This window comes from Sphingomonas sp. P3_C5, assembly GCF_056402635.1.
Window position 1 is genome coordinate 370,568 of record NZ_JBFUHA010000002.1, and the last position, 18,983, is coordinate 389,550.

An 18,983-nucleotide genomic window follows, 5' to 3' on the forward strand; every position below is an offset into this window, starting at 1 on the left:
GCCGGTAGCGGTACGGTTAAATGCAATGGTGGACGGAAGGTTACCCCCGCCTTCCTCAGCAAGTGACGTCAGCGCCAACCAGCGTCGCGGGCGTGGCGTTCAGCCGCGGCGTCGAGCGGATCGCCCTTCATCATGTCCTGCGCTGAGGCCATCAGCGGGGCATCGGCCGACCCGGCCTGGCGGTACTCGCTCCCGGCGGCGTGGAGCGGCGACCGGGTTTCGCGCAGCACCCATTGGTCCTGATCGCGACAGGCAATGCCGTCGATCGCCGTGGTCGCGAACACCCGGCAATAGCTGCCGCGATCATCGCGAAAGGAAACCAGCATCCGCGTGTCGCCCGAAGCCGAGGCGAGCTGGGTATCGAGCGCGCGGCCCAAGGACCCTGACGCCACCACCCGGTCGCCTGACACCCTGACCGGTCCGGACTGCCATTGATGCCCGACGGCAACGGCAAGCACGAGGCTGGCTGCGATCGCGGCCGCCTCGATCCACCGCCGGGGCCGGGCCGTTCTGGGGGCGGGGAGGGGCGTGACGTTGGAAGCCAGCATCGCCGCGAACCGCGCCGGAACCGGCTCTTCGGCAACCCCGCCAAAAGCCTGGCCGAGACGCTCGCGAAGCGCACGGTGCGCCGCGACCACCTCCGCCAGCGACGGATCGGCGGCAATGGCGCGCTCGACTTGTTTCGCCGTCAGCGGGTCGAGTTCGCCATCGGCATAGGCCATCAGCATGGCATCATCGGGGATCATGCCGCCTCTCCCAGTTTCGCCATCAGCGCCTGGCGCCCGCGCACGAGCCGCGAGGTCAGCGTGCCCATCGGAATATCGAGGATCGCAGCTGCCTCCTTATAGGCAAGGCCCTCGACCAGCACGAGCGCCACCGCTTCGCGCTGCTCGTCGGGCAGCCTGTTCATCGCCGCCGCCACTTCGCCAAGCTCGACCCGCGCCTCTATCGCCCGAGCGCCGTCATCGCCGATCTCGAGCCCGGCTTGCTCGGGCAGGAAGGTCGCGGCGGCGCGGGTCCGCGACCGCGTCGTGTCGATCCAGCAATTGCGCATGATCCGGTACATCCAGCTATCCATCCTCGTGCCCGCTTGCCACTGCGCCCGGGCATTCAGCGCCTTTTCGAGCGAGGCCTGGCAGAGATCGTCGGCATCGGCGGCGTCACGCGACAGCGCCTGCGCGAAGCGGCGCAAGCGTGGTACCAACCCAAGCAGTTCGTCCTCGAAGGCGGCCAAGCAATTTCCTCGTTCATGGATGAAACGGATGGCGTTGCCCGTTTCATCCCTATGCTGGCATATTTCCCATCATGAAGACCATGAGAGCCCTGATCGGCGCAAGCCTGTTGCTCGCAGCTAGTGCGGCGGCGGCACAATTGTTGCCGGCGCTGCCGCAGGCGGGCGGCGTGACGGATAGTGTTCTCGGCGCGGTGCGTCCGCTCACCGATACCGCCCTGGCGGTTCCGGAGCAGAGCGCCAAGCAGCTGGCGGCTCGGCTCGACCGGATCGCCGATCTCGTCCGCGCCCATCCCGACCAGATCGCGCTCGACCCGCAGGGCTTTCCGGCCCGCGCCCACGAAGTCGTCGCGACCGATCCCGACGACGCGCTCATTTCAGCGGCGACGGCAAAGGGATTCCGCCTGATCGAGCGATCCGAAACGCTCGGCGTCGGTTATGCGCGCTTCGAAACTCCCCACGGCATGTCGCTGAAGACCGCGATCCGCACGCTCGGCAAGCTTGGCGCCGGCCAGGTCTCGGCCGACCAGCTCCATTTCGAGAGCGGAGCGGTCGATGCGGGCGCCAGCGGCCCCGCGCCGGTATCAGGCAAAGGTCCCGCAATCGGAATGATCGATAGCGGTGTCGCAGACGGCGCGATCCTGCAGCGCGGTTTTGCTGCGGGCGCGCCGCGCGCGAGCGATCACGGCACCGCGATCGCTTCGCTGATCACCGGTACGGGCCAGGTTCGCGGCGCTGCGCCGGGAGCGAGAGTGATCGCGGCCGATGTCTATGGCAGCGATCCCGTCGGCGGCAGCGCGACCGCGATCGTCAAGGCGCTTGGCTGGCTGGTCGGCGAGCGCGTCAGCGTGGTCACGATCAGCCTGGTGGGTCCCGCTAACCCGCTCCTCGCGCGCGTGGTGACGGCGGCACAGGCGCGCGGCGTGGTCATCGTCGCGGCGGTTGGCAATGACGGGCCTGCCGCGCCGCCAAGCTATCCCGCCTCCTATCCCGGCGTAATCGCAGTGACGGCAGTCGACCGGCGCGGCCGGGTGCTGATCGAGGCCGGACGCGCGACGCATCTCGATTATGCCGCGCCCGGTGCCGACATGCTTGCGTCGAACGCGCGGGGAGGGGCCTCCCCAGTACGCGGCACCTCCTTCGCGGCGCCACTTGTCGCGGGCACGATAGCGCTTGCCTATCCGGATGCCGATCCGGCGCGGCGCGCCTCCGCGCTGGCCGCTGTCGACGTCCGGGCCGATCGGCGCGGCAAAGCCTATGGCCGCGGCCTGCTGTGCGGTGCCTGCGCGACCTTCGTGAAATAATTTCGCGCGCGGCGGGATTAAACGCCAGGCGAGCTCCGTTCTCCGGATGAGGTTTCAAAAGGAGAAAGACCATGACCAAATATCTGATCTCTGCCGCCGCAATCGCCCTGTTCGCTGCCAACCCGGCATCGGCACAGCTGCTTGGCGGAGGCGGCGGCGGTGGGCTCGGTGGCGGCTTGGGCGGAACGCTTGGCGGGCTCGGCGGCGGCCTCGGCGGCGGGCTGGGCGGCTCCGGTTCCGGCTCGCTCGGCGGCGGACTGGGGGATCGTCTCGGCGATCCGATGTCATCGGAAACCACCAGCCGCACCGGTGGCTCCACCCATAAGCGCACCAGCGTCGATCGGCATAGCGGCCGGGTGAGCGGTTCGGGCGGCGCCTCGGGCAGCTCGGCGCTCGACAGCGCAACGGGCGTCGCCGGCAGGTCGCTCTCGGGCAGCGGCAGCGCCTCGGGCAATGCCGATGGCAGCGCCGACGCACAGCTGGTCGGCACTGACGCCGTTCGCAGCACCGCGCGCGACGCGGTCGGCACCGGTCGTGGGCTCGCCGGCACCGCCCGCTCCACCGCTGCCTCCGGCGTGTCGCAGGCGAGCGGCACCGCGCAGTCGGCCGGCAATTTCGCCGGCTCGGCCAGTGCGAGCGGGGCAGGCGCTGCCTCGACCAGTCTCGGTGCGCTCGCGCTCGCCGGCAGCAGCGCGGCGGAAGGCGCCGGCAATTTCGCGGTCGCCCCCGGCATGGCGGTCACGGACGCGAAGGGCCGGGTGATCGGCACGGTCCAGGATCTGCGGACCACCGCCGGCGGCAAGGTGCGCGATGTGGTGGTCGCTGTGGGCGATCGCACCGCGACCCTGCCGGCGACCAACTTCTCCGGTTCCGGCGACGTGCTCGTGTCCGCAATGGGCAAGGGCGCGGTCAAGGACGCAGCGAAGGACCAGGCAGCGAAAGACCAACCCGCGAAATAAAAAATTGAATGCTGCCAACGGCTTCAGCCCCTCCCCTTCAGGGGAGGGGTTAGGGGGTGGGGGCGCCCGTCTGCGCGCTCAAAAAGACACGTCGCCAACGTCGAGGCGTCGATCGAGGCATCGAGCCTCGCCCGCCGCTGCCCCACCCCTCCCCCCTCCCCTGAAGGGGAGGGGCTGATAATCTCGAGTTCGAGTCTAGGGGCCAACCGGCCCGCCCGGCTCCCGACCCGGGCGAAACCCGTTCCGCGGCCCCGGCAATGGCGATAGCCGTTGCCGGGGTTGTCGCGTGGAACCCGCACCGATCGAAAAGCCCCTATTGCCTTCGATACCCGATATGCTTCCCTCCGCCGCCAGTGAGGTGCAGGAACGCGATATGGTGAGTCTGAAGAAATCGATCGCCGCCTGTGAGGCGAATATGCGGGCCGCGCTCGGCGCTGATCTGGACGAGGAGGGTCTCGCCGAAAAGCACAAGAAGATGCGCACCAGCCCCTTCCTGTTCCTGCGCGCCACCTGCTGGCGCTGGGCCGAGAAAGCGCCCGATCTCTGCCCGGATCTGTGGACGGCGCCACGCGCGCCCTCGGTCGGCGATGCCCATGCCGGCAATTTCGGCCTGTGGCGCGATGCGCAGATGCGGCTGGTCTGGGGCATCAACGATTATGACGAGGCGGCGCGCGTGCCCTGGCCGCTTGATCTGGTGCGCCTCATGACGAGTGTCGCGCTTGTCTGCCCGGACATCGATATTGCCGAGATCTCCGCGAGCGCGCTGGAGCAATATGGCGCTGCGCTCGAGAAGCCGATGGCGCATGTGCTCGAGCGCGATCATCTCTGGATCCGCAACGCCGTTGCCGCATCGGACGAACAACGCGCCGATTTCTGGAAAGAGCTCGCCGCGGCTCCAGCGGCAGACCATGTGCCGCCAAGGCTCGAGGCCGCACTCCGCGCGGCGCTTCCGGACGCCGGGCCGGACCTGCGCATCGCCCGGCGCACTGCCGGTGCGGGCAGCCTCGGCCGTCCGCGCTTCGTCCTGTCGGGGGAATATCGCGGCGGCCCGGTCGCCATCGAGGTCAAGGCCTGGCTGCCGTCCTGCTGGGTGGGTGGCCGCGAGGCCGGCCTCGCCGAGGCGATGGCGCATGGCCGCTGGCGCTCGCCCGATCCGGTACAGCATTATGCCAAGGATCACACGACCCGCCGCCTTGCGCCCAACAGCCGCAAGTTCGATTTCGACACGCTCGAACCGGGTTTGCGCAAGAACCTGGTCGGCGCGATGGCGGCCGAGCTCGCTGCCGTGCACGCGGTGGAGGAGCCGGTGCGTGCCGCGATCACCGCTGATCTGGCGCAGCGCCCGGCAAGCTGGCTTGCTGATGCCGCGCAAAAGGTCACGCACTGGACGCTCGGCGAATATGAGAGCTACCGCGCCGGTCACACCGATTGAGACGCGCTTTTTCGCGGTTTTCGGCTGACCCGTGCGATCTTTCGGTTCTGCGCCCGGTCATTTCGTTGCCGAGCCGTTTTTCAGCCAATATCTGCTGGTTGAAGCCGGCAGGTCGGGGCAGGGGCGCCGACTCAGTGGGGCAGGGGGCAATGATGGTGGCGAAAACGTTGATATCCGCAGCCATGGCCATGATGCTGCTCGCCGCAGCCGCGCCCGCCTCCGAAACCCCCGGCCATGGATCCAATGAACGTGCGATTGCCGGCGACGGAACAGTCGACGCCACGCTCGCCGGAACCCCCGGCCGGGTACGGATCGATCCCGGCGCGACCGGCATGCCGATCTACACCGCCGCTTATGCCGACCGCGCCCGCCTGCGTGGCGGCATGATCGGATTCGGCTATGCGATCGGGCCCGAGCATGTCGAAGGCGCGACCGCCGTCACCAGGATCGGCTTTGGCGCCGGGCCGGTGAAGCGCCGGGTCGGGTGGACGCGGCGCCCCTATGCGGCTGGCGTCGATGGCGTCGTCGGCCCGGGCGGACTGCCCGATCCGGTTGTCCGTTTCACGCTTCGCCCGCGCATTCCCGGCGAGCGCACCACGATCTTGCCGATGGTCGATGGCGGCGGGCTGTTTGGCGGCCGCAGCGGCTTGTTCGGCCTGATCGACGTCGGCGGCGAACCGCTCCGCATCCGTTTCGATCCCTGGCATCGCCGCTCGCTCGCCACTGCCGGCGCCGGCGTCCGCATCGCCCAGGCGCTCGGCGGCCGGGTCGTCGGCGAGACGGGGAGCGACGAGATCGCTTTTGGGGTCGAGCGCCCAACCCGGACTATCGTGCTTGAGACGCCGCTGCAGGTCGGCCCGCTCGCACTGAAGCGGCTCGGCGTGCGCACCAGCGATTTCGGCAATGTCGCGGCAATCCATGAAGAGGGCGATCCAGACGAGATCGTCGTGACCGGAAAGCGCCAGCGCGACCGCAGCCACGATCGGCTTTCGATCGGCAGCGACCAGCTCGATCATTGCTCCTCGATCGTGTTCGACAAGCCGGCGAAACGCATCTTGCTGAGCTGCGCGGCCTGACGAGCGGTTGGCCTGTTACGGGGTGCGGGATTTTCTCCGCAAGTATTGGCAGGGATTATGTCAATAATAGTTATCAATACCGACTTCCCCAAACAGCTAGTGCGACAATGGCTCTAATTGTCGAATAATAGCTGTCCAATGCGCACCGAAAAGGCGTATGACCATGTTGCACGGCGACGATCTCACGGGCTGAAATCCCCCCCGATGATCCCGCGTTCGATGCGGCAATATGCCGCTCATCGTCGTCGTGCACCTGTGGCTCGCCGATGATTCCTTGGTCGGTATGGCATAATCTCATCGGTTATTGATATCTCACCAACATCATGAGCATTCTCGCCGCAAATTTGCGTACCCGATTGACCGCAATCGCCGATCCCGCACGCGCGCCGGCGATGCAGGCCTATATGAAATCGGCCATGCCCTTTCTCGGCGTCTCGACAGTGCCGTTTCGCGCCATCTGCAAGCAGCTGTTCGCCGGCCTGTCTTATGCTGACAGCGCCGCCTGGCAGCGCGACGTGCTCGAAATCTGGCGCAGCGCCCAGTTCCGCGAGGAACGCCATGCCGCAATCGAACTCACCGGCATCCGCGCCGCACGGCCGTTCCAGACCCTGGAGGCGCTCGGCATGTACGAGGAGATGATCGTCACCGGCGCCTGGTGGGATTATGTCGATGCGATAGCCACTCAGCGCTTCTGGCCGCTCCTCCAGCACGATCCCGCCGCGATGAAGCAGCGCATGCTCGCCTGGGCCAGCGACGACGATATGTGGAAACGCCGCAGCGCGATCCTCAGCCAGATCAAGGCCAAGGCGGATACCGATCTCGATTTCCTCTATGCCTGTATCGAGCCGTCGCTGGACTCGAAGCAGTTCTTCCTGCGCAAGGCGATCGGCTGGGCGCTGCGCCAATATGCCTGGACTGATCCCGCCGAGGTGAAGCGCTATGTCGCCGCCAATGAAGGGCGGTTGAGCGGGCTCAGCCGGCGCGAGGCCCTGAAGAATATCGGATAGCGCCAAAACCGATATGATAAGGATGGGAGCTGCGGCGCAGGCGTGTCATGCTTAGGCGATGACGCGACGCAGGGGAGGGAAGGCAATGGCCACCGGATGCTCAGTGGAAGGAAATGTCGCGGCGGCTTTGTTCACGCTGCGCATCCACCGCGGCGAAGGCATGGCGCTGCTGGCGATGAACTGGCGAAATGGCCAGCCGCCCAATGATTTCGTCGGCTTTGCGATCGAATATCAGGAGCCCGGCGGCACTGCCTTCTTCGCGGTGAAGAACCGCCTCACTTTCGAGGGGAATGCCGGCTCGCTGCCCCCGGCGTCGCGGCCGCCGAGCTTCTCCACCCTGGTCGCGCCGATCCAGAAATTCCGCTGGGTCCATTTCCCGTTCAACGCGGATATGAAGGGCCTGTTCACCTACCGCGTCACCCCGATCATGATGAACGCCGCCGGCGAGATCAGCCAGGGCATCGCACAGGTCGCGAAGGTGGAACTGGCCCGCGAGACCTATCCGGGCGTGCTCAACGTGGCCTTCACCCGCGGCTTCGTCTCCTCTCAGGCGTTCGTCGATCGCTACATCTCCAAGGGCCCGATGAGCACATTGCTCCCCGCCTCGAGCAGGGACGGTCTGACCTTCGTGCCAACTCATCCCCAGGCGGCCGACGCCTATAAATGGATGGGCTTCGAGGCGCATGCCGAGATCCTGGCGGCGCTCGACGCGGCCATCGCCGATCCCGCCGCCAGGGTCGGGATCGTCGCTTATGATTTCGATCTTCCCGAAATCGTCGACCGGGTGAAAAAGCTCGGCAAGGACCGGGTCCGCGTCATCATCGACGATAGCGGCGCCCATCATCGCGACGGCGCCTCCGAGGACGCCGCCGAAGTAGCGCTCACTGCGCTCGGCATCCCCGTGAAGCGCCAGCATATGAGCTCGCTCCAGCACAACAAGACGCTCTATGTCGACGCGCCGACCGTGCAGCGTGTCGTTTGCGGCTCCACCAATATGAGCTGGCGCGGCCTTTTCGTTCAGTCCAACAATGCGGTGATCGCCCAGGGCAAAAGCGCGGTCGCGATCTTCAAAGCGGCGTTCGATCAATATTGGGATCATCCCGAGAGCTTCAACACCAGTCCTTCGGCCTCCTGGACCCCGCTCGGACTGAACGGTGTCGATGCGAGCATCGCCTTTTCCCCGCATGCCAAGGCGAACTCCGTGCTCGCCGATATTGCCACCGACATCGCCGGAGCCAGGGCCTCGATCTTCTATTCGCTCGCCTTCCTTTCCACGACGCCCGGCGTGATCCGCGACGCGCTCGCGGCGCAGACGAACCAGCCCGATCTCTTTGTCGCCGGCATTTCGGACAAGCGCACCGGCATCGCCGTGGCATCGGGCAGCTCCAACGCGCCACCGACCTTTGTCGAGCCGCTCGACAAGGACGTGCCCCCGCCGTTCAGCGCCGAGCCGACCGGCCTGGTCGGAAGCGTGGGGACGCGGATGCACCACAAATTCGTCGTGATCGACTTCAACACACCGAACGCGCGGGTTTATCTCGGTTCGTACAACATGTCGAAGGCGGCCGACGGGTCGAACGGCGAGAACCTCGTCCTGATCAAGGATGCCCGTGTCGCCACCTCCTATATGGTCGAGGCGCTCAGCATGATCGATCACTACCAGTTCCGCGTAGCCCAGAAGGACGCGACCAAGCGCAAGGCGAAGCTCCAGCTGAAGCGGCCGCCGGCGGCGGGCGAAAAGGCCTGGTGGTCCGAGGACTGGAGCGATCCGCGCAAGATCAACGATCGGCTGTTGTTCGCCTGAAGGCTGATGGGTCTGGTTTGAGCGTAGTTGCGAACGTTGAGCGGCGAGGGTCCTCTCCAGTGGGAGAGGATACGAAGCCTTATGAGCGCAGCGAATTAGGCGAAGTTGGTGAGGGGCTCCGGGAGCTATCGAGAGCTCCCGGAGCCCCTCACCAAGTTTCGCTAGTCAGCAAGCTGACAAGCTACACTGTCCTCTCCCAAAGGAGAGGATTTGGAGGCCTGAATGTCGATCGGCCCTGATTAGGTCGCGATCAACCAATTCGGTTGAAATAGGTCGTCTCCAGTCCCGGAAGTTTATCGCCAGGCCAGATAATGGTCTCGGTCATGGATTTTCGATCCTTCGACACGGTGTAGACCCGGGTCGAGACCGGAGCACCATTTTTCCCCAGCGTCACCACCAGCGTATTCGCTGCGGGCTGGCGCAGGGCAACCGTGTCGACGAAACCAAGATTGCCGCTGACGGGCACCGGGACACCGTCCGCCGCCGCCGTCGATCCCCCCTGCCTGCTGGTGCCGTCCTGCGCCACGATTTCGGAAAGCGCGGTCCACTTCTGATCCTGCGACAGGCGAAACGTGAAGGTCACCCGCTTCGGCCGCTGTCCGTCGTCCGGAAGCCGCGACACATCCAGCAGCCAGGTGCCGACCAGCGGTGACTGTCTGGCTGCGGCTGTATGGGCGCCGCGCGGGGCTGCGGCCTGATGCATGGAAGGTGCCGCCACGATGGCCAGTCCAAGGGCCGCGACCGGGATTGCGATAAGCATGACGAAAAATCCTTTCGACCTTTTCAGCCGCGAATGTGCGGGCTGAGCCACGCTCTTGCTCGGGTGGCCCTGGGTCGAAAGATCGATATTCTTGTCCCAGATTTTTTGGGCGTCCACCATGCGCGCCAGTTCGCGGCTGCTCGCGGCGCCCGTCTTGCGGCGAGCATCACGCAAACGCTCGTTGATCGCGGTTTCCGAGCTGCCAAGCTGCACCGCGATTGTCTTGACGGTATGCCCTGAAGCCAGGAGACGGAGAACCTCCAGTTCTCGCTTACTGAGGCTCGCAAACGAGCCGAGCGGCTGTTCTGTCACGGACACACCTCCTGCTCACCACAGGCACCCCAAAACGTCCATCCCAATTATTTTGGGAAGTGGTGGCACCCGGCGACGACGGATTTGTCTCCCACCCGGCGGCGGGGCCGGGCGGGCTCAAGCCACCTTCATCGGTCCGGGTCGGCCAGTGACTTTCTGCCAAAGCGCAAATGCAAGCGGTGGATGTATATCCCGCTCGAAATTCTGCGCACTCGCGATCGCCAGGCGGGAACGGGGATGGAGGATCAACATGGTTCGGGTTTCGGTCTGGCCTCCGTCGTGAAACAGCACGCGATCGCTCGCATCGCCCACCACGCTCCAGCCCATTGCGTAGCCGTCGGTACGAGGAAAGCCCGCTATCTGCCCATCGCGGGTTCGAGTCGGCGTCGTCATTAGCTCCATGCTGGCGGGCTGCAGCAAGCGTCCCTCGGCCAGTGCGACGGCAAACCTGATCAGGTCGGGAACGTTGCCTCTGCTGGCGCCGCCACCGACCCTGCTGCTCACGTCGACGAACTCGGAGTTGCGGACCTGGCCGTCGACGAACTGATATCCGCGCACGCGGTGAGGAATGATGGCCAAAGGATCGTCCATGCGGGCGGAGGTCATTCCCGCTGGTCGCCACACATGGTCGCGCAGGTAATTTCCAAACGGCACCGCGGCTGCCGTTTCTACTGCGGCCGCAAGCAGATTATAACCATAGCTTGTATAGTGAAACCGGGTTCCGGGCTCGGCGATGAGGTCATGATCCGCAAAGACTGCGATCGCCTGTCGCGTGGTCATCGCCTGTTTGAGATGCTCTTCGGCCGGATTGGCAGAATAGTCCGTGATCCCGCCGATATGCCCAAGAAGCTGCCGTACTGAGATCTTGTGCGTCTTCCGCGGGAAGTAGGGCACATATTGGCGAATGTCCGCATCGAGGTTGATGCGGCCTCGCTCGACCTGCTGAAGGACGGCGACGGCTGTCATCGGTTTCTGTACGGAAGCATATCGGTACGCTGACATGGATGTCGCGGGAACGCCGTTTTCCAGATCGGCAAAGCCGTAGCCCCGCACCCAATGGGCTTCGCCGCGGCCATAGCCGATCGTCATCCCGGGTATCTGAAGGTCGCGCATAGTCGCATGCACGAGCTCGTCGAAACCCGCCGGACGTGGTAAAGTCCGTTCGGCTGCCGAAGCAACACCGGAACCAACCAATGGCAGTGTTGCCGCGGCACCGAGGAGCGTACGACGATCAAGTCCGATAGGCGCGCGTCTGGTCATCTGGTCCGTTCCAACCCGTGGCTGCGGTTCATTAGCTTTCCCATGATGCGGATCTCCATGTACAAAGAGTCGGCTTCAGATGCCGTCGCTCTAGGTCAAAAGTTCGAGCAAATGGCCGTCCGGATCGTCGAAGTAGAAGCCGCGACCACCGTCGCGCTCATAGATCTCCCCGCGCTTCGTCCTCGCCGGATCGGCCCAATAGGGCTGCCCCGTCTCCCTGACCCGTTCGAGCCCGAAGTCGAATTCATCGTCGCTGACGAGGAAGGCGTAATGCTGTGATGCGACCTCGCCGTCCTTCGCCATGAAGTCCATGGCGACGCCATTGCCGAGCTCGACGACCATGAAATGGAGTACGGGCTTGGGAGGGGGTAGTCTGAGCATGCCGGTCAGGAACGTGGATGATTTCACATTGTCCCGGCACCAGACGATCGTGTGATTCAATTGAGCAGTCATGAGTCTATCCTCCTGCGGCGCAACGGGTGGAGGAGCCGCTGTCCGATGGCTCCTCCACCGATGGCCGGTCAAAGCGGCGGCTGGGTTCAGCCAGTCGCCCCGCCCATGGCGGCCATGTTCATCCAGACCGCTTCCCAGACATGCCCGTCCGGGTCAGCAAAGGCGCGGTTGTACATAAACCCCAGATCCTGCGCCGGGTTCACATCGGGCGTGCCGCCGTTCGCGGCCGCCGCCTGGGTCATCGTATTCACCGCCTCGCGACTGTCGCACGAGACGGCAAGCATGACTTCGCTCGATGTCGATGGTGCGATCGGGCGGCTCGTGAACGTGCCCCATTTGGCATGCGTCAAAAGCATGACGCTGATGGTGTCCGACATCACCATGCAGCTGGCCGTGTCATCGCTGAACTGCGCGTTCTTCGTAAGCCCGATCGATTCGTAGAATGTCGTTGCTGCGGTCAGGTCGGTCACCGGCAGGTTGACGAAAATCATCTTGGTCATCGTAAATTCCTCTTGAAGCCCCGCCATGACCGTCACGGCGGTTGCTTGCCTGTCGGGATAGAGCGCCTCCGCCGCGGAAGAATTGATGTTTGGTAGGAAATCGCGTCAGCGTCTGTCGGGTCGTGTGACGGCGATCGTTTTGCGCAGGCGGCTGAGGCTTTCCGGGGTGATGCCCAGCCAGGCGGCGACGTGATGCTGCTTCAAGCGCCTGTGCAGCTCCGGCTCCCTGCGGATGAAATCCACATAACGCTGCATCGCATCGTCATGTCGAAAGGCAATCTCGCCCGGTTCCTTCTCGATGATCCAGTGCCGCTCCATATAGCCGATGTAAAATGCCGCAATGTCGGGAAATTCGCTGACGAGCGCCTTGAACGCCGCGAAGTCATATTCGAGGACGGAGCTGTTCTCGATCGCCGTGATCGTGAACAGGCTGGGCTCGCCGAGCAAGGTCGCGCTGATCGAAGCGGCAATGCGGTTCTCGGGGAAGAAATATTTGATGATCAGGTCGCCCTCTGGGCCGACATAATGCTGGCACAGCAGGCCTTTGACGACGAAGGCGCAGGTGCTGGGCACGTCGCCGGCCCGAATGAAGGGCTCATCCTTGGCATAGTGTCTGGGCCGCAGGAGCGATGACCAGGCCAGCTCGGCTTTGGCTGAAAGATCGGTATAGGTCCGGATCTTGGTGAAGAATGCGTCTGTGTTCATTGGCTGAATCCTGGGGACAAGCGCTGATTGTCACCGAGCCCCCACCGGGTCCACGGTCGAGAAAGGAGGGGGATTGTCACCCCCACCGCTGGAATCACCGGTCCTTGGTTCTCGGCTTGGCATCAGGAGAAAACGGGTCCCTGGGTATCCCGTCGGAACGCTCCGTGTCCGGCGCGTCGGCAACCGGGCTCGCCCGGTAAACGGCGACACAGCGCTCCAGCTCGGCAACCGCAGCACCGCTTCCATCGAGGCTCAGCCGCTCGACCGGCACATCGCCGCGATCGATGTGGAGGGCCTTGGATGCGGCGAAATAGGCCGGGAATTTTGCTTCGAAAGTCGTGACAAAGCCCTTTTTCTCGCCCGAAGCCATGCCGACGACCGCGTGCTCGGAATAGCCGCCTCTGGTGAGCCGAAAATTCAGTTTCAGCTGCTCTCCCGGCTGGATCGACCAATTATCGTTCAGAACCGAGAGATGGTTGCTGCCGTCGATATCCAGCCCGAACAGGAGGGTTGTTTTCCCGTCCACATCGTACGTCCTGGTCAGGAAGCAGCCCTTCTGGTCCTTGCTCGCCGCCACCGTCCAGCCGCCGACATCCCGCATGGAATATTCCTGGGCGGAGGCATGAGCGCTCGCGAACAGTCCGGTGACGACAAGCGAGGGGATGAATATCGAACGGACAGCCGCCCGAAACCAGACAGTGACCAGTTCACGCATTCGGCATCCCATCTCCACAGCGATCTATCCGACAACAGCCATTCGCACGAACGCAGCGTGCTGGCGGAAGGCTCCGCCGCGATTTGGAGGAATGATCGCGTCGGGTCGAGTCAGCAACTGACGTGAGCGATGGAATTGGGTGCAATTGTCCACAGCGGTCATTGATTGCGCGGCCCGTGGACGGCATTACGGTGTACCTATGTCACCAATTCCTATCCTTACCGGCATCTACATCTCTCTTTTTGCGCTGACAGCCTGGTTCCAATGGCGACTGCGGTCGGCGCTCGCCGAGCGGCACCCAGGCGCCCTGCATATAATCGACAGCACGACGCGGTCATTGCCGCGCAGTCGACGCGGGGCGGATCGTGTAGCGCGCTACAGGCTGTTGCAGGACCCGGAGATAGACCGGCACATCCGCAACCTGGCTCGCGTAGAGACAGTGCTCGGCTACGCTATGCTCGCCTTTTTCGCGCTAGTCATGGTCATGATGGCGGTCAGCGCAGCGCGACGGTAGTTCAGCCCAGCTGCTGACTTGAACTATAACGCCTGTTATCAGCGCCCTATGAAATCGTTCGTCACCGCATCACTCGCGGCGGGCGTTTATGAGCTCACGACCTGGCCTGCATGCTATGCATATCGCAAAGGTCTTGGGCTACAGGAGGCGGGATGCGGCGGAGGAGGCTGATAGCGGCATCGGCAGGCGCAGCGCTGATCGCGCTATATGCCAACAACGCTTCCTGGCTGGCGCCGGTACCGTCCGGCAGGCCGGGCGTTTTGGCCCATCGCGGCGTCCACCAGACTTATCCGAGCGACCCGCGGTGGCTGAATGCCTGCACCGCGACGCACATCAATAAGCCTGCCAATCCGTATCTCGAGAACACGATCCCCTCGATGCGCGCCGGTTTCGCAGCGGGCGCGACGGTGCAGGAACTGGACATTCACCCGACGACTGATGGAGAGTTCGCGGTCTTCCACGACTGGGATCTTGCGTGCCGGACCAACGGCCACGGGGTCACCCGGGATCAATCGATGGCCTATTTAAAGACCCTCGATGTGGGATACGGATACACCGCCGATGGCGGCAAGACCTTCCCGTTTCGGGGAAAGGGCGTGGGCCTGATGCCCACGCTGCATGAAGTGCTGGCCACCTTTCCGGGCAAGCAGTTCCTGATAAACATCAAGAGCAACGATCCGCAGGAGTCGGATCAGCTGGTTGCTTATATGAAAGCACATGGGCATCCCATCGATCATCGGCTTTGGGTCTATGCAGCCGACAAGCCGATAGCGCGCCTCGAGCAGCGCGCGCCCCAGGCACTGCTCATGTCGAAGAAGATCGGGCAGCACTGTGTCTATGGTTATTGGGCGCTCGGCTGGAGTGGATATGTCCCGGCCGCCTGCCGGAACGGCGCGATCGGCGTGCCGATAAACCTGCGCTGGATGTATTGGGGCTGGCCCAATCGCTTCCTCGCGCGAATGAAGAGCGCGAATGTTCTTGTCGTCCTGGTCGATCCGGTTGGGCCGGCCGCTTTTCGACCCTCCGGCTACTCAGGGGCCAACGGAATCGCAAACCTCGAGGATATGAACGCTATCCCTCCTGGCTTTCCGGGAATGATCCTGACGAACGATGTCGAGAAGGTCGGGCCGCAGGTTCGCAGGCGATTTGGTGGGTGACCGGGCGATACGCCAGAATTCGCGTCAAAGCCCTTTGAACATCCTCCTCATCCTTTCCCAAACAGGGATTCGTCCTTGCTTTGAATGCGGATGGCTGACGGGAGACCCGATGTCGCCCTTTCCTGGTTTGGGCGAAAAATAGCGGCCGAATTTCTCCGTCACGGAGTCGAACAGGTGAGCGTCGGGCGGCGTCTGTCCACGATTTGCGGTTACGTTCGGCCATAACTGCGAATATCGCGCATTCAGCTCAAGCCATGGTTCGGCGCGCGGATCGGTATCGTACACGATGGCATCTACCGGGCATTCAGCAACGCAGCATCCGCAATCGCCGCACTCCAGCGGGTTAATCACGAGCATGTTTTCGCCCTCGTGAAAGGCATCATGCGGACACACCTCGACACAGGCCATGTGTTTGCACTTGATACATGTGTCCGTGATGACGCTCGTCATTTCCGATCCGCTCCGCCACCGCAGCTTTGAGCAATGTCCACTTCCGAGAGGCTTGGCGCAACCCCGATACGCCCACCTTCGTCGGTAACCCCCGGTCAGCTCCATGTCGCCGCTGTTCGAAAGATGATGGAGGGTCTGATGAGGAACAGGGCAAGGCCCTTTAACCTGGCCGCAGCACTTGATCGTGCATGCCCTTCGCGTAAGCAGGAGGTGGTATGGCAGCGTTGGATCGAGCGTTTGAGCAAGGACTGGCGTTTGTCGTTGCGTTCATTGTTTCAGGCCTGGCGCTGATATTCACCCTGGCAGCGATCGAGAGTTTCACACCCTTTCACGTTCCGCTGGGGCCGGGGCGGACCATCCTTGCCTGGGCGATCGGGTGCGCGGCGTTGGCGATGGGCTTTCGCGCGGCGGGGCGTGCCCGGCGGCGAATGGCCGCGACTGGTGCGGCGGGTGGGAATGGAGCTGAGGCGGGCTCAGGTCCTGTCCCGCAGCAAATCGCGTCAGGCAGGAAACGCCGGATCGAGGCGGAGCGGCTGAAATTACAGGCGGAGATGGAAATCGCCGAAGCGCTGAGGGCGCAGGAAGACAGGGCTGTCGACATCGACCCGATGACGGCCAGCGCAATTGACGCTGCGCGCTGGCGGCCGATCCTGTTCCGGGAAATCTTTCCGCCGCCCGCCGATCCGGGGCTGTCCTTCTATGGCGGCGTGCCAGTCGGGCCGACCGGCATGAGCTGGCCGCGCGAGGAGGACGGGACGCCGCTTACCTTCGTGATGCAATGGGAATGTGCGGCACTGGCGCGCCTGGACCCGACCGAACTCTTGCCGAAAAGCGGGGCTTTGTACCTGTTCGTGCAGTGGGGCGGCCATTGGCACTTCCGCTTCTTCTACCAACCAGGCGATGCAGGGGACTGGAGACCGTTGACGGCCCCGGCGGAGCTGCCGCCAGCCTTTGGCAAGGACGCACTTTATTCTTCGCCCATGGTTTCGGCCAACATGCCGGCAGAGCGGCGCGATGCGCCTCAGCTGCTGCCGTGCTGGCCATTCGCGCCGGCGGCCATCGAGTATCCGCATGTCGATCTGGAGGAAGAGCAGCATCTGTTCTGGCACGAGAAGCTGACCGCCGAGCTGCTCATAAAGGCCCAGGATGCGAGCGGGGCATTGGTGCCCGAGCCGGGGAAGCGCCGGTTGGAGGGGCGGCCCTTTGCCGGGTTTCCGCATGACTGGGCAGCGGTGCGGGTCGTCGCGACGGCAGCGTTGAAGAATCTTGACCGGATTGCGGATTACGAGTGGCGGGCGCTCGCGCCGGATGCCGACATCCCGACGCGCGAGGCGTTGGTGGATGGGTGGCGAGCGGAGGCGCGTGCGCTTTACGAGGAGGCGACCGGCCATCGGGCCGGACAGGCGCTGGCTCCGGACGAGGTGGACAGGTTGTGGCAGCGGATCGAGCCACTCGTTCCGGTGATCACTCTGTGGGCAGGGACAGTCTGGACAAGCATCAACGTCAGTCTTGGATTGGGAAGCGAGGGCCTGTCGGTCGTTCCGGCCGACGAGATCGAGGCTTGCGCAGACGCGCACATGCTTGGCATGGCGTACGAGCGTCAGGAATATGAGCGCGAATTCGACGCGCGGTCAGGTCTCGATGAGCCGATCAAGGCGGCCAGAGCAAAGGCGCTGAGCAGCAAGGAGCCGGCCGACATGGCGGCCGCCGATGCGCTGTCGAAGGAAGCCTTTGCGCAATTTAATCTGGCCAAGGAGGCAGGCAAGCTGGAGCAGCATCGCGTGGTGTTCGCGCCCACGCCCAATCGAATGTTCGGGCCGCCAAGCTTTGTTCAGGGCGATGTCGATGAATATCTGGGCGAATGGCTCCTCCTGCTGGAGCTGGTCAGCCAGGACGCGATCGGCTTCGGGATAGGCGACGGGGTGATCCAGTTCCTGATCCGGCCGCACGACCTTGCCGCAGGACGGTTTGACCGGGTCGAGACAGTCTCAGGCTCCTATTGACGCCGGCCAAGTGACGCTGGCCGACGGCTACGCCCCGGCCTGATCGACCGGCGCATCATCGCCATCGCTGATCAGCGCGATCCTCTGCTGCTCCTCGATGGCGCGCACATTCTCGATCAGCCCCAACCCGTCCTCGATCGCCGCGAACAGCGATTTGAGCTCGTGCGGTTTCTCCAGGAAATCGAGCGCGCCGAGCTTCATCGCGTCGACGGCGAGCCCGATGCTGCGGCGATTGGAACATGCGATGATCGGGAACAGCTTCGGCAAGCAGCGTATCTCGGTCATCAGGTCGAGGCCGCTGATGCCGGGCAGGTCGAAATCGAGCAGCACCACGCCCTGTTCGAGGGTCGCCAGCTGGTCGAGAAAAGCCTCCCCCGAGGCGAAGCACTGCATGCGCGTGTCGGGCCGGCGGCTGGTCAGCACGCCGAGCAGGGCGCGAATTTCCTCGGTATCGCCGATGATGTGCACGAGCCGGTGCAGCGCCTGCGCCGGTGCTGGCGGCTTTATGTCGCTCGCGGCGCTGCGCGAAGACGTGGGTGGTGGGGCTGGCGCAGTCTCGCGCCCGGTCTTGTCGCGAGTCACCTGAACAGGCGTCCTCGCGATCGAGTGGAAATGGATGGGATGAAGGTCGGCATGGTGACCTTATAGCATGAATCGCCGGCGCGCGCTTCGCGAGCGTACCCGCATTGGGGGCGGCCTTTTCCCGAAGCGGGACCGACCTTTCGTCTGATGCTATGTCGCGACGCCATCCGCCGCGCTGAGCTGTGGTGGATTCAACGCTTTCGGGTCCCGGGCTATGGTCTCGGATCCGGGGCTGCGTGCATCGGCCATGCTCTTTGCCATTGTCGATACATTCGAGACGTCGCCGTCGGTCAGGTGGCGAGGGCGGGCGCATGCGGCCGAACGCCCGAAACCGCAGTGTGAAGAAGACATGCCCTAATTATGGGCGACTCGCAAAATTGCATAATATAGATATGGCAATTTTAAAATTTAACTGTCCAGTCACTGGCGAATACATCAAGATAATACGTTGGAGATCGGCGCTACAATGGCCTCAATTTCTTTACAGAACGCGGATTCATTTTAATTTCATATGTACACGGTGGCTCGCAAAAATGCCAACACGGCCGACACAGTACTTATGCTCGGCTGCATCGCGACGCCGTATAGTCTGAATTCTGCGGCAGGTGTGAATTTGATATTGTAAGAATTCTACAGAAGAAGCCGGCGTTACTGCAATGCATTTATGCGAGATATCAAGCATTTGATATTGCAGCAGGAAATGGCAAAAACGTTGGAAAATCCCGACATAAATCACGCGTTTTCAGCGGTTTTTGCGCT

18 protein-coding genes and 1 pseudogene are annotated in these 18,983 nt (G+C 63.7%); 9 read left to right on the forward strand and 10 right to left on the reverse strand.

The window, feature by feature from the left end; translation table 11 throughout:
- Positions 1-68: 68 nt before the first annotated feature.
- Positions 69-746, reverse strand: a complete 678-nt coding sequence (locus tag AC1DVS_RS08010) for an anti-sigma factor family protein (RefSeq protein WP_478021880.1) — start codon at positions 744-746, stop codon at positions 69-71.
- Entirely contained in the window at positions 743-1,234 is a 492-nt protein-coding gene (locus AC1DVS_RS08015) for an RNA polymerase sigma factor (protein WP_478021882.1), read from the reverse strand. The genes AC1DVS_RS08010 and AC1DVS_RS08015 overlap by 4 nt, the downstream gene beginning before the upstream one ends.
- Before the next feature lie 71 nt (positions 1,235-1,305).
- On the opposite strand from AC1DVS_RS08015, the gene AC1DVS_RS08020 reads away from it, so the two are divergent.
- The 6 genes from AC1DVS_RS08020 (at position 1,306) to AC1DVS_RS08045 (ending at position 8,813) form a co-directional block, all read left to right on the forward strand.
- The gene (locus tag AC1DVS_RS08020; protein ID WP_478021883.1) at positions 1,306-2,535 is read left to right on the forward strand and encodes a S8 family serine peptidase; all 1,230 of its coding nucleotides are present in this window, start codon (positions 1,306-1,308) and stop codon (positions 2,533-2,535) included.
- A gap of 71 nt (positions 2,536-2,606) precedes the next feature.
- On the forward strand, positions 2,607-3,494 hold the full coding sequence (locus tag AC1DVS_RS08025) for a PRC-barrel domain-containing protein (RefSeq protein WP_478021884.1): 888 nt from the start codon (positions 2,607-2,609) through the stop codon (positions 3,492-3,494).
- Between the two features lie 334 nt (positions 3,495-3,828).
- Entirely contained in the window at positions 3,829-4,926 is a 1,098-nt protein-coding gene (locus AC1DVS_RS08030; protein ID WP_478021886.1) for a DUF2252 family protein, read from the forward strand.
- A gap of 182 nt (positions 4,927-5,108) precedes the next feature.
- A complete protein-coding gene (locus AC1DVS_RS08035) occupies positions 5,109-6,002 on the forward strand; it encodes a hypothetical protein (RefSeq protein ID WP_478021887.1) in 894 nt (297 codons plus the stop codon).
- Positions 6,003-6,325: 323 nt separating this feature from the next.
- Positions 6,326-7,009 (forward strand): DNA alkylation repair protein, encoded by a 684-nt coding sequence (locus AC1DVS_RS08040; protein ID WP_478021888.1) that lies wholly within the window; start codon positions 6,326-6,328, stop codon positions 7,007-7,009.
- Positions 7,010-7,094: 85 nt separating this feature from the next.
- Positions 7,095-8,813: a phospholipase D-like domain-containing protein gene (locus AC1DVS_RS08045; RefSeq protein ID WP_478021890.1), complete on the forward strand. Its 1,719-nt coding sequence runs from the start codon at positions 7,095-7,097 to the stop codon at positions 8,811-8,813.
- 250 nt (positions 8,814-9,063) lie between these two features.
- On the opposite strand, the gene AC1DVS_RS08050 is transcribed toward AC1DVS_RS08045, so the two are convergent.
- The 6 genes from AC1DVS_RS08050 to AC1DVS_RS08075 form a co-directional block, all read right to left on the reverse strand.
- Positions 9,064-9,885, reverse strand: a complete 822-nt coding sequence (locus tag AC1DVS_RS08050) for a helix-turn-helix domain-containing protein (protein ID WP_478021891.1) — start codon at positions 9,883-9,885, stop codon at positions 9,064-9,066.
- Positions 9,886-10,002: 117 nt separating this feature from the next.
- Complete coding sequence (locus AC1DVS_RS08055) at positions 10,003-11,145, reverse strand: serine hydrolase domain-containing protein (protein WP_478021892.1); 1,143 nt, start codon at positions 11,143-11,145, stop codon at positions 10,003-10,005.
- A 90-nt stretch (positions 11,146-11,235) separates the two neighbouring features.
- On the reverse strand, positions 11,236-11,598 hold the full coding sequence (locus tag AC1DVS_RS08060) for a VOC family protein (protein WP_478021893.1): 363 nt from the start codon (positions 11,596-11,598) through the stop codon (positions 11,236-11,238).
- Positions 11,599-11,684: 86 nt separating this feature from the next.
- Positions 11,685-12,098, reverse strand: a complete 414-nt coding sequence (locus tag AC1DVS_RS08065; RefSeq protein ID WP_478021895.1) for a VOC family protein — start codon at positions 12,096-12,098, stop codon at positions 11,685-11,687.
- A 105-nt stretch (positions 12,099-12,203) separates the two neighbouring features.
- Positions 12,204-12,803, reverse strand: coding sequence for a Crp/Fnr family transcriptional regulator (locus AC1DVS_RS08070; protein WP_478021896.1), 600 nt, complete (start codon positions 12,801-12,803; stop codon positions 12,204-12,206).
- 94 nt (positions 12,804-12,897) lie between these two features.
- A complete protein-coding gene (locus AC1DVS_RS08075) occupies positions 12,898-13,518 on the reverse strand; it encodes a hypothetical protein (RefSeq protein ID WP_478021898.1) in 621 nt (206 codons plus the stop codon).
- Between the two features lie 199 nt (positions 13,519-13,717).
- Between AC1DVS_RS08075 and AC1DVS_RS08080 the strand changes: the two genes are divergently transcribed.
- Positions 13,718-14,032, forward strand: a complete 315-nt coding sequence (locus AC1DVS_RS08080) for a hypothetical protein (protein WP_478021899.1) — start codon at positions 13,718-13,720, stop codon at positions 14,030-14,032.
- A gap of 152 nt (positions 14,033-14,184) precedes the next feature.
- Positions 14,185-15,189, forward strand: coding sequence for a glycerophosphodiester phosphodiesterase family protein (locus AC1DVS_RS08085; RefSeq protein WP_478021900.1), 1,005 nt, complete (start codon positions 14,185-14,187; stop codon positions 15,187-15,189).
- Positions 15,190-15,300: 111 nt separating this feature from the next.
- Here AC1DVS_RS08085 and AC1DVS_RS08090 read toward each other — a convergent pair.
- A pseudogene (locus tag AC1DVS_RS08090) lies at positions 15,301-15,639 on the reverse strand (ferredoxin family protein); the annotation flags it as partial.
- Positions 15,640-15,854: 215 nt separating this feature from the next.
- On the opposite strand from AC1DVS_RS08090, the gene AC1DVS_RS08095 reads away from it, so the two are divergent.
- On the forward strand, positions 15,855-17,642 hold the full coding sequence (locus tag AC1DVS_RS08095) for a DUF1963 domain-containing protein (RefSeq protein WP_478021902.1): 1,788 nt from the start codon (positions 15,855-15,857) through the stop codon (positions 17,640-17,642).
- Positions 17,643-17,669: 27 nt separating this feature from the next.
- On the opposite strand, the gene AC1DVS_RS08100 is transcribed toward AC1DVS_RS08095, so the two are convergent.
- The gene (locus AC1DVS_RS08100; RefSeq protein ID WP_478021903.1) at positions 17,670-18,224 is read right to left on the reverse strand and encodes a response regulator transcription factor; all 555 of its coding nucleotides are present in this window, start codon (positions 18,222-18,224) and stop codon (positions 17,670-17,672) included.
- Between the last annotated feature and the right edge of the window lie 759 nt (positions 18,225-18,983).

Excerpts from the sequence above, each read along its gene's own strand:
- AC1DVS_RS08030 (WP_478021886.1), top strand. The coding sequence starts at position 3,829 with ATGCTTCCCTCCGCCGCCAGTGAGGTGCAGGAACGCGATATGGTGAGT.
- AC1DVS_RS08020 (WP_478021883.1), top strand. The coding sequence starts at position 1,306 with ATGAAGACCATGAGAGCCCTGATCGGCGCAAGCCTGTTGCTCGCAGCT.
- AC1DVS_RS08040 (WP_478021888.1), top strand. The coding sequence starts at position 6,326 with ATGAGCATTCTCGCCGCAAATTTGCGTACCCGATTGACCGCAATCGCC.
- AC1DVS_RS08025 (WP_478021884.1), top strand. The coding sequence starts at position 2,607 with ATGACCAAATATCTGATCTCTGCCGCCGCAATCGCCCTGTTCGCTGCC.
- AC1DVS_RS08085 (WP_478021900.1), top strand. The coding sequence starts at position 14,185 with ATGCGGCGGAGGAGGCTGATAGCGGCATCGGCAGGCGCAGCGCTGATC.
- AC1DVS_RS08075 (WP_478021898.1), bottom strand. The coding sequence starts at position 13,518 with ATGCGTGAACTGGTCACTGTCTGGTTTCGGGCGGCTGTCCGTTCGATA.
- AC1DVS_RS08045 (WP_478021890.1), top strand. The coding sequence starts at position 7,095 with ATGGCCACCGGATGCTCAGTGGAAGGAAATGTCGCGGCGGCTTTGTTC.
- AC1DVS_RS08060 (WP_478021893.1), bottom strand. The coding sequence starts at position 11,598 with ATGACTGCTCAATTGAATCACACGATCGTCTGGTGCCGGGACAATGTG.
- AC1DVS_RS08065 (WP_478021895.1), bottom strand. The coding sequence starts at position 12,098 with ATGACCAAGATGATTTTCGTCAACCTGCCGGTGACCGACCTGACCGCA.
- AC1DVS_RS08070 (WP_478021896.1), bottom strand. The coding sequence starts at position 12,803 with ATGAACACAGACGCATTCTTCACCAAGATCCGGACCTATACCGATCTT.
- AC1DVS_RS08035 (WP_478021887.1), top strand. The coding sequence starts at position 5,109 with ATGGCCATGATGCTGCTCGCCGCAGCCGCGCCCGCCTCCGAAACCCCC.
- AC1DVS_RS08055 (WP_478021892.1), bottom strand. The coding sequence starts at position 11,145 with ATGACCAGACGCGCGCCTATCGGACTTGATCGTCGTACGCTCCTCGGT.
- AC1DVS_RS08080 (WP_478021899.1), top strand. The coding sequence starts at position 13,718 with ATGTCACCAATTCCTATCCTTACCGGCATCTACATCTCTCTTTTTGCG.
- AC1DVS_RS08010 (WP_478021880.1), bottom strand. The coding sequence starts at position 746 with ATGATCCCCGATGATGCCATGCTGATGGCCTATGCCGATGGCGAACTC.
- AC1DVS_RS08095 (WP_478021902.1), top strand. The coding sequence starts at position 15,855 with ATGGCAGCGTTGGATCGAGCGTTTGAGCAAGGACTGGCGTTTGTCGTT.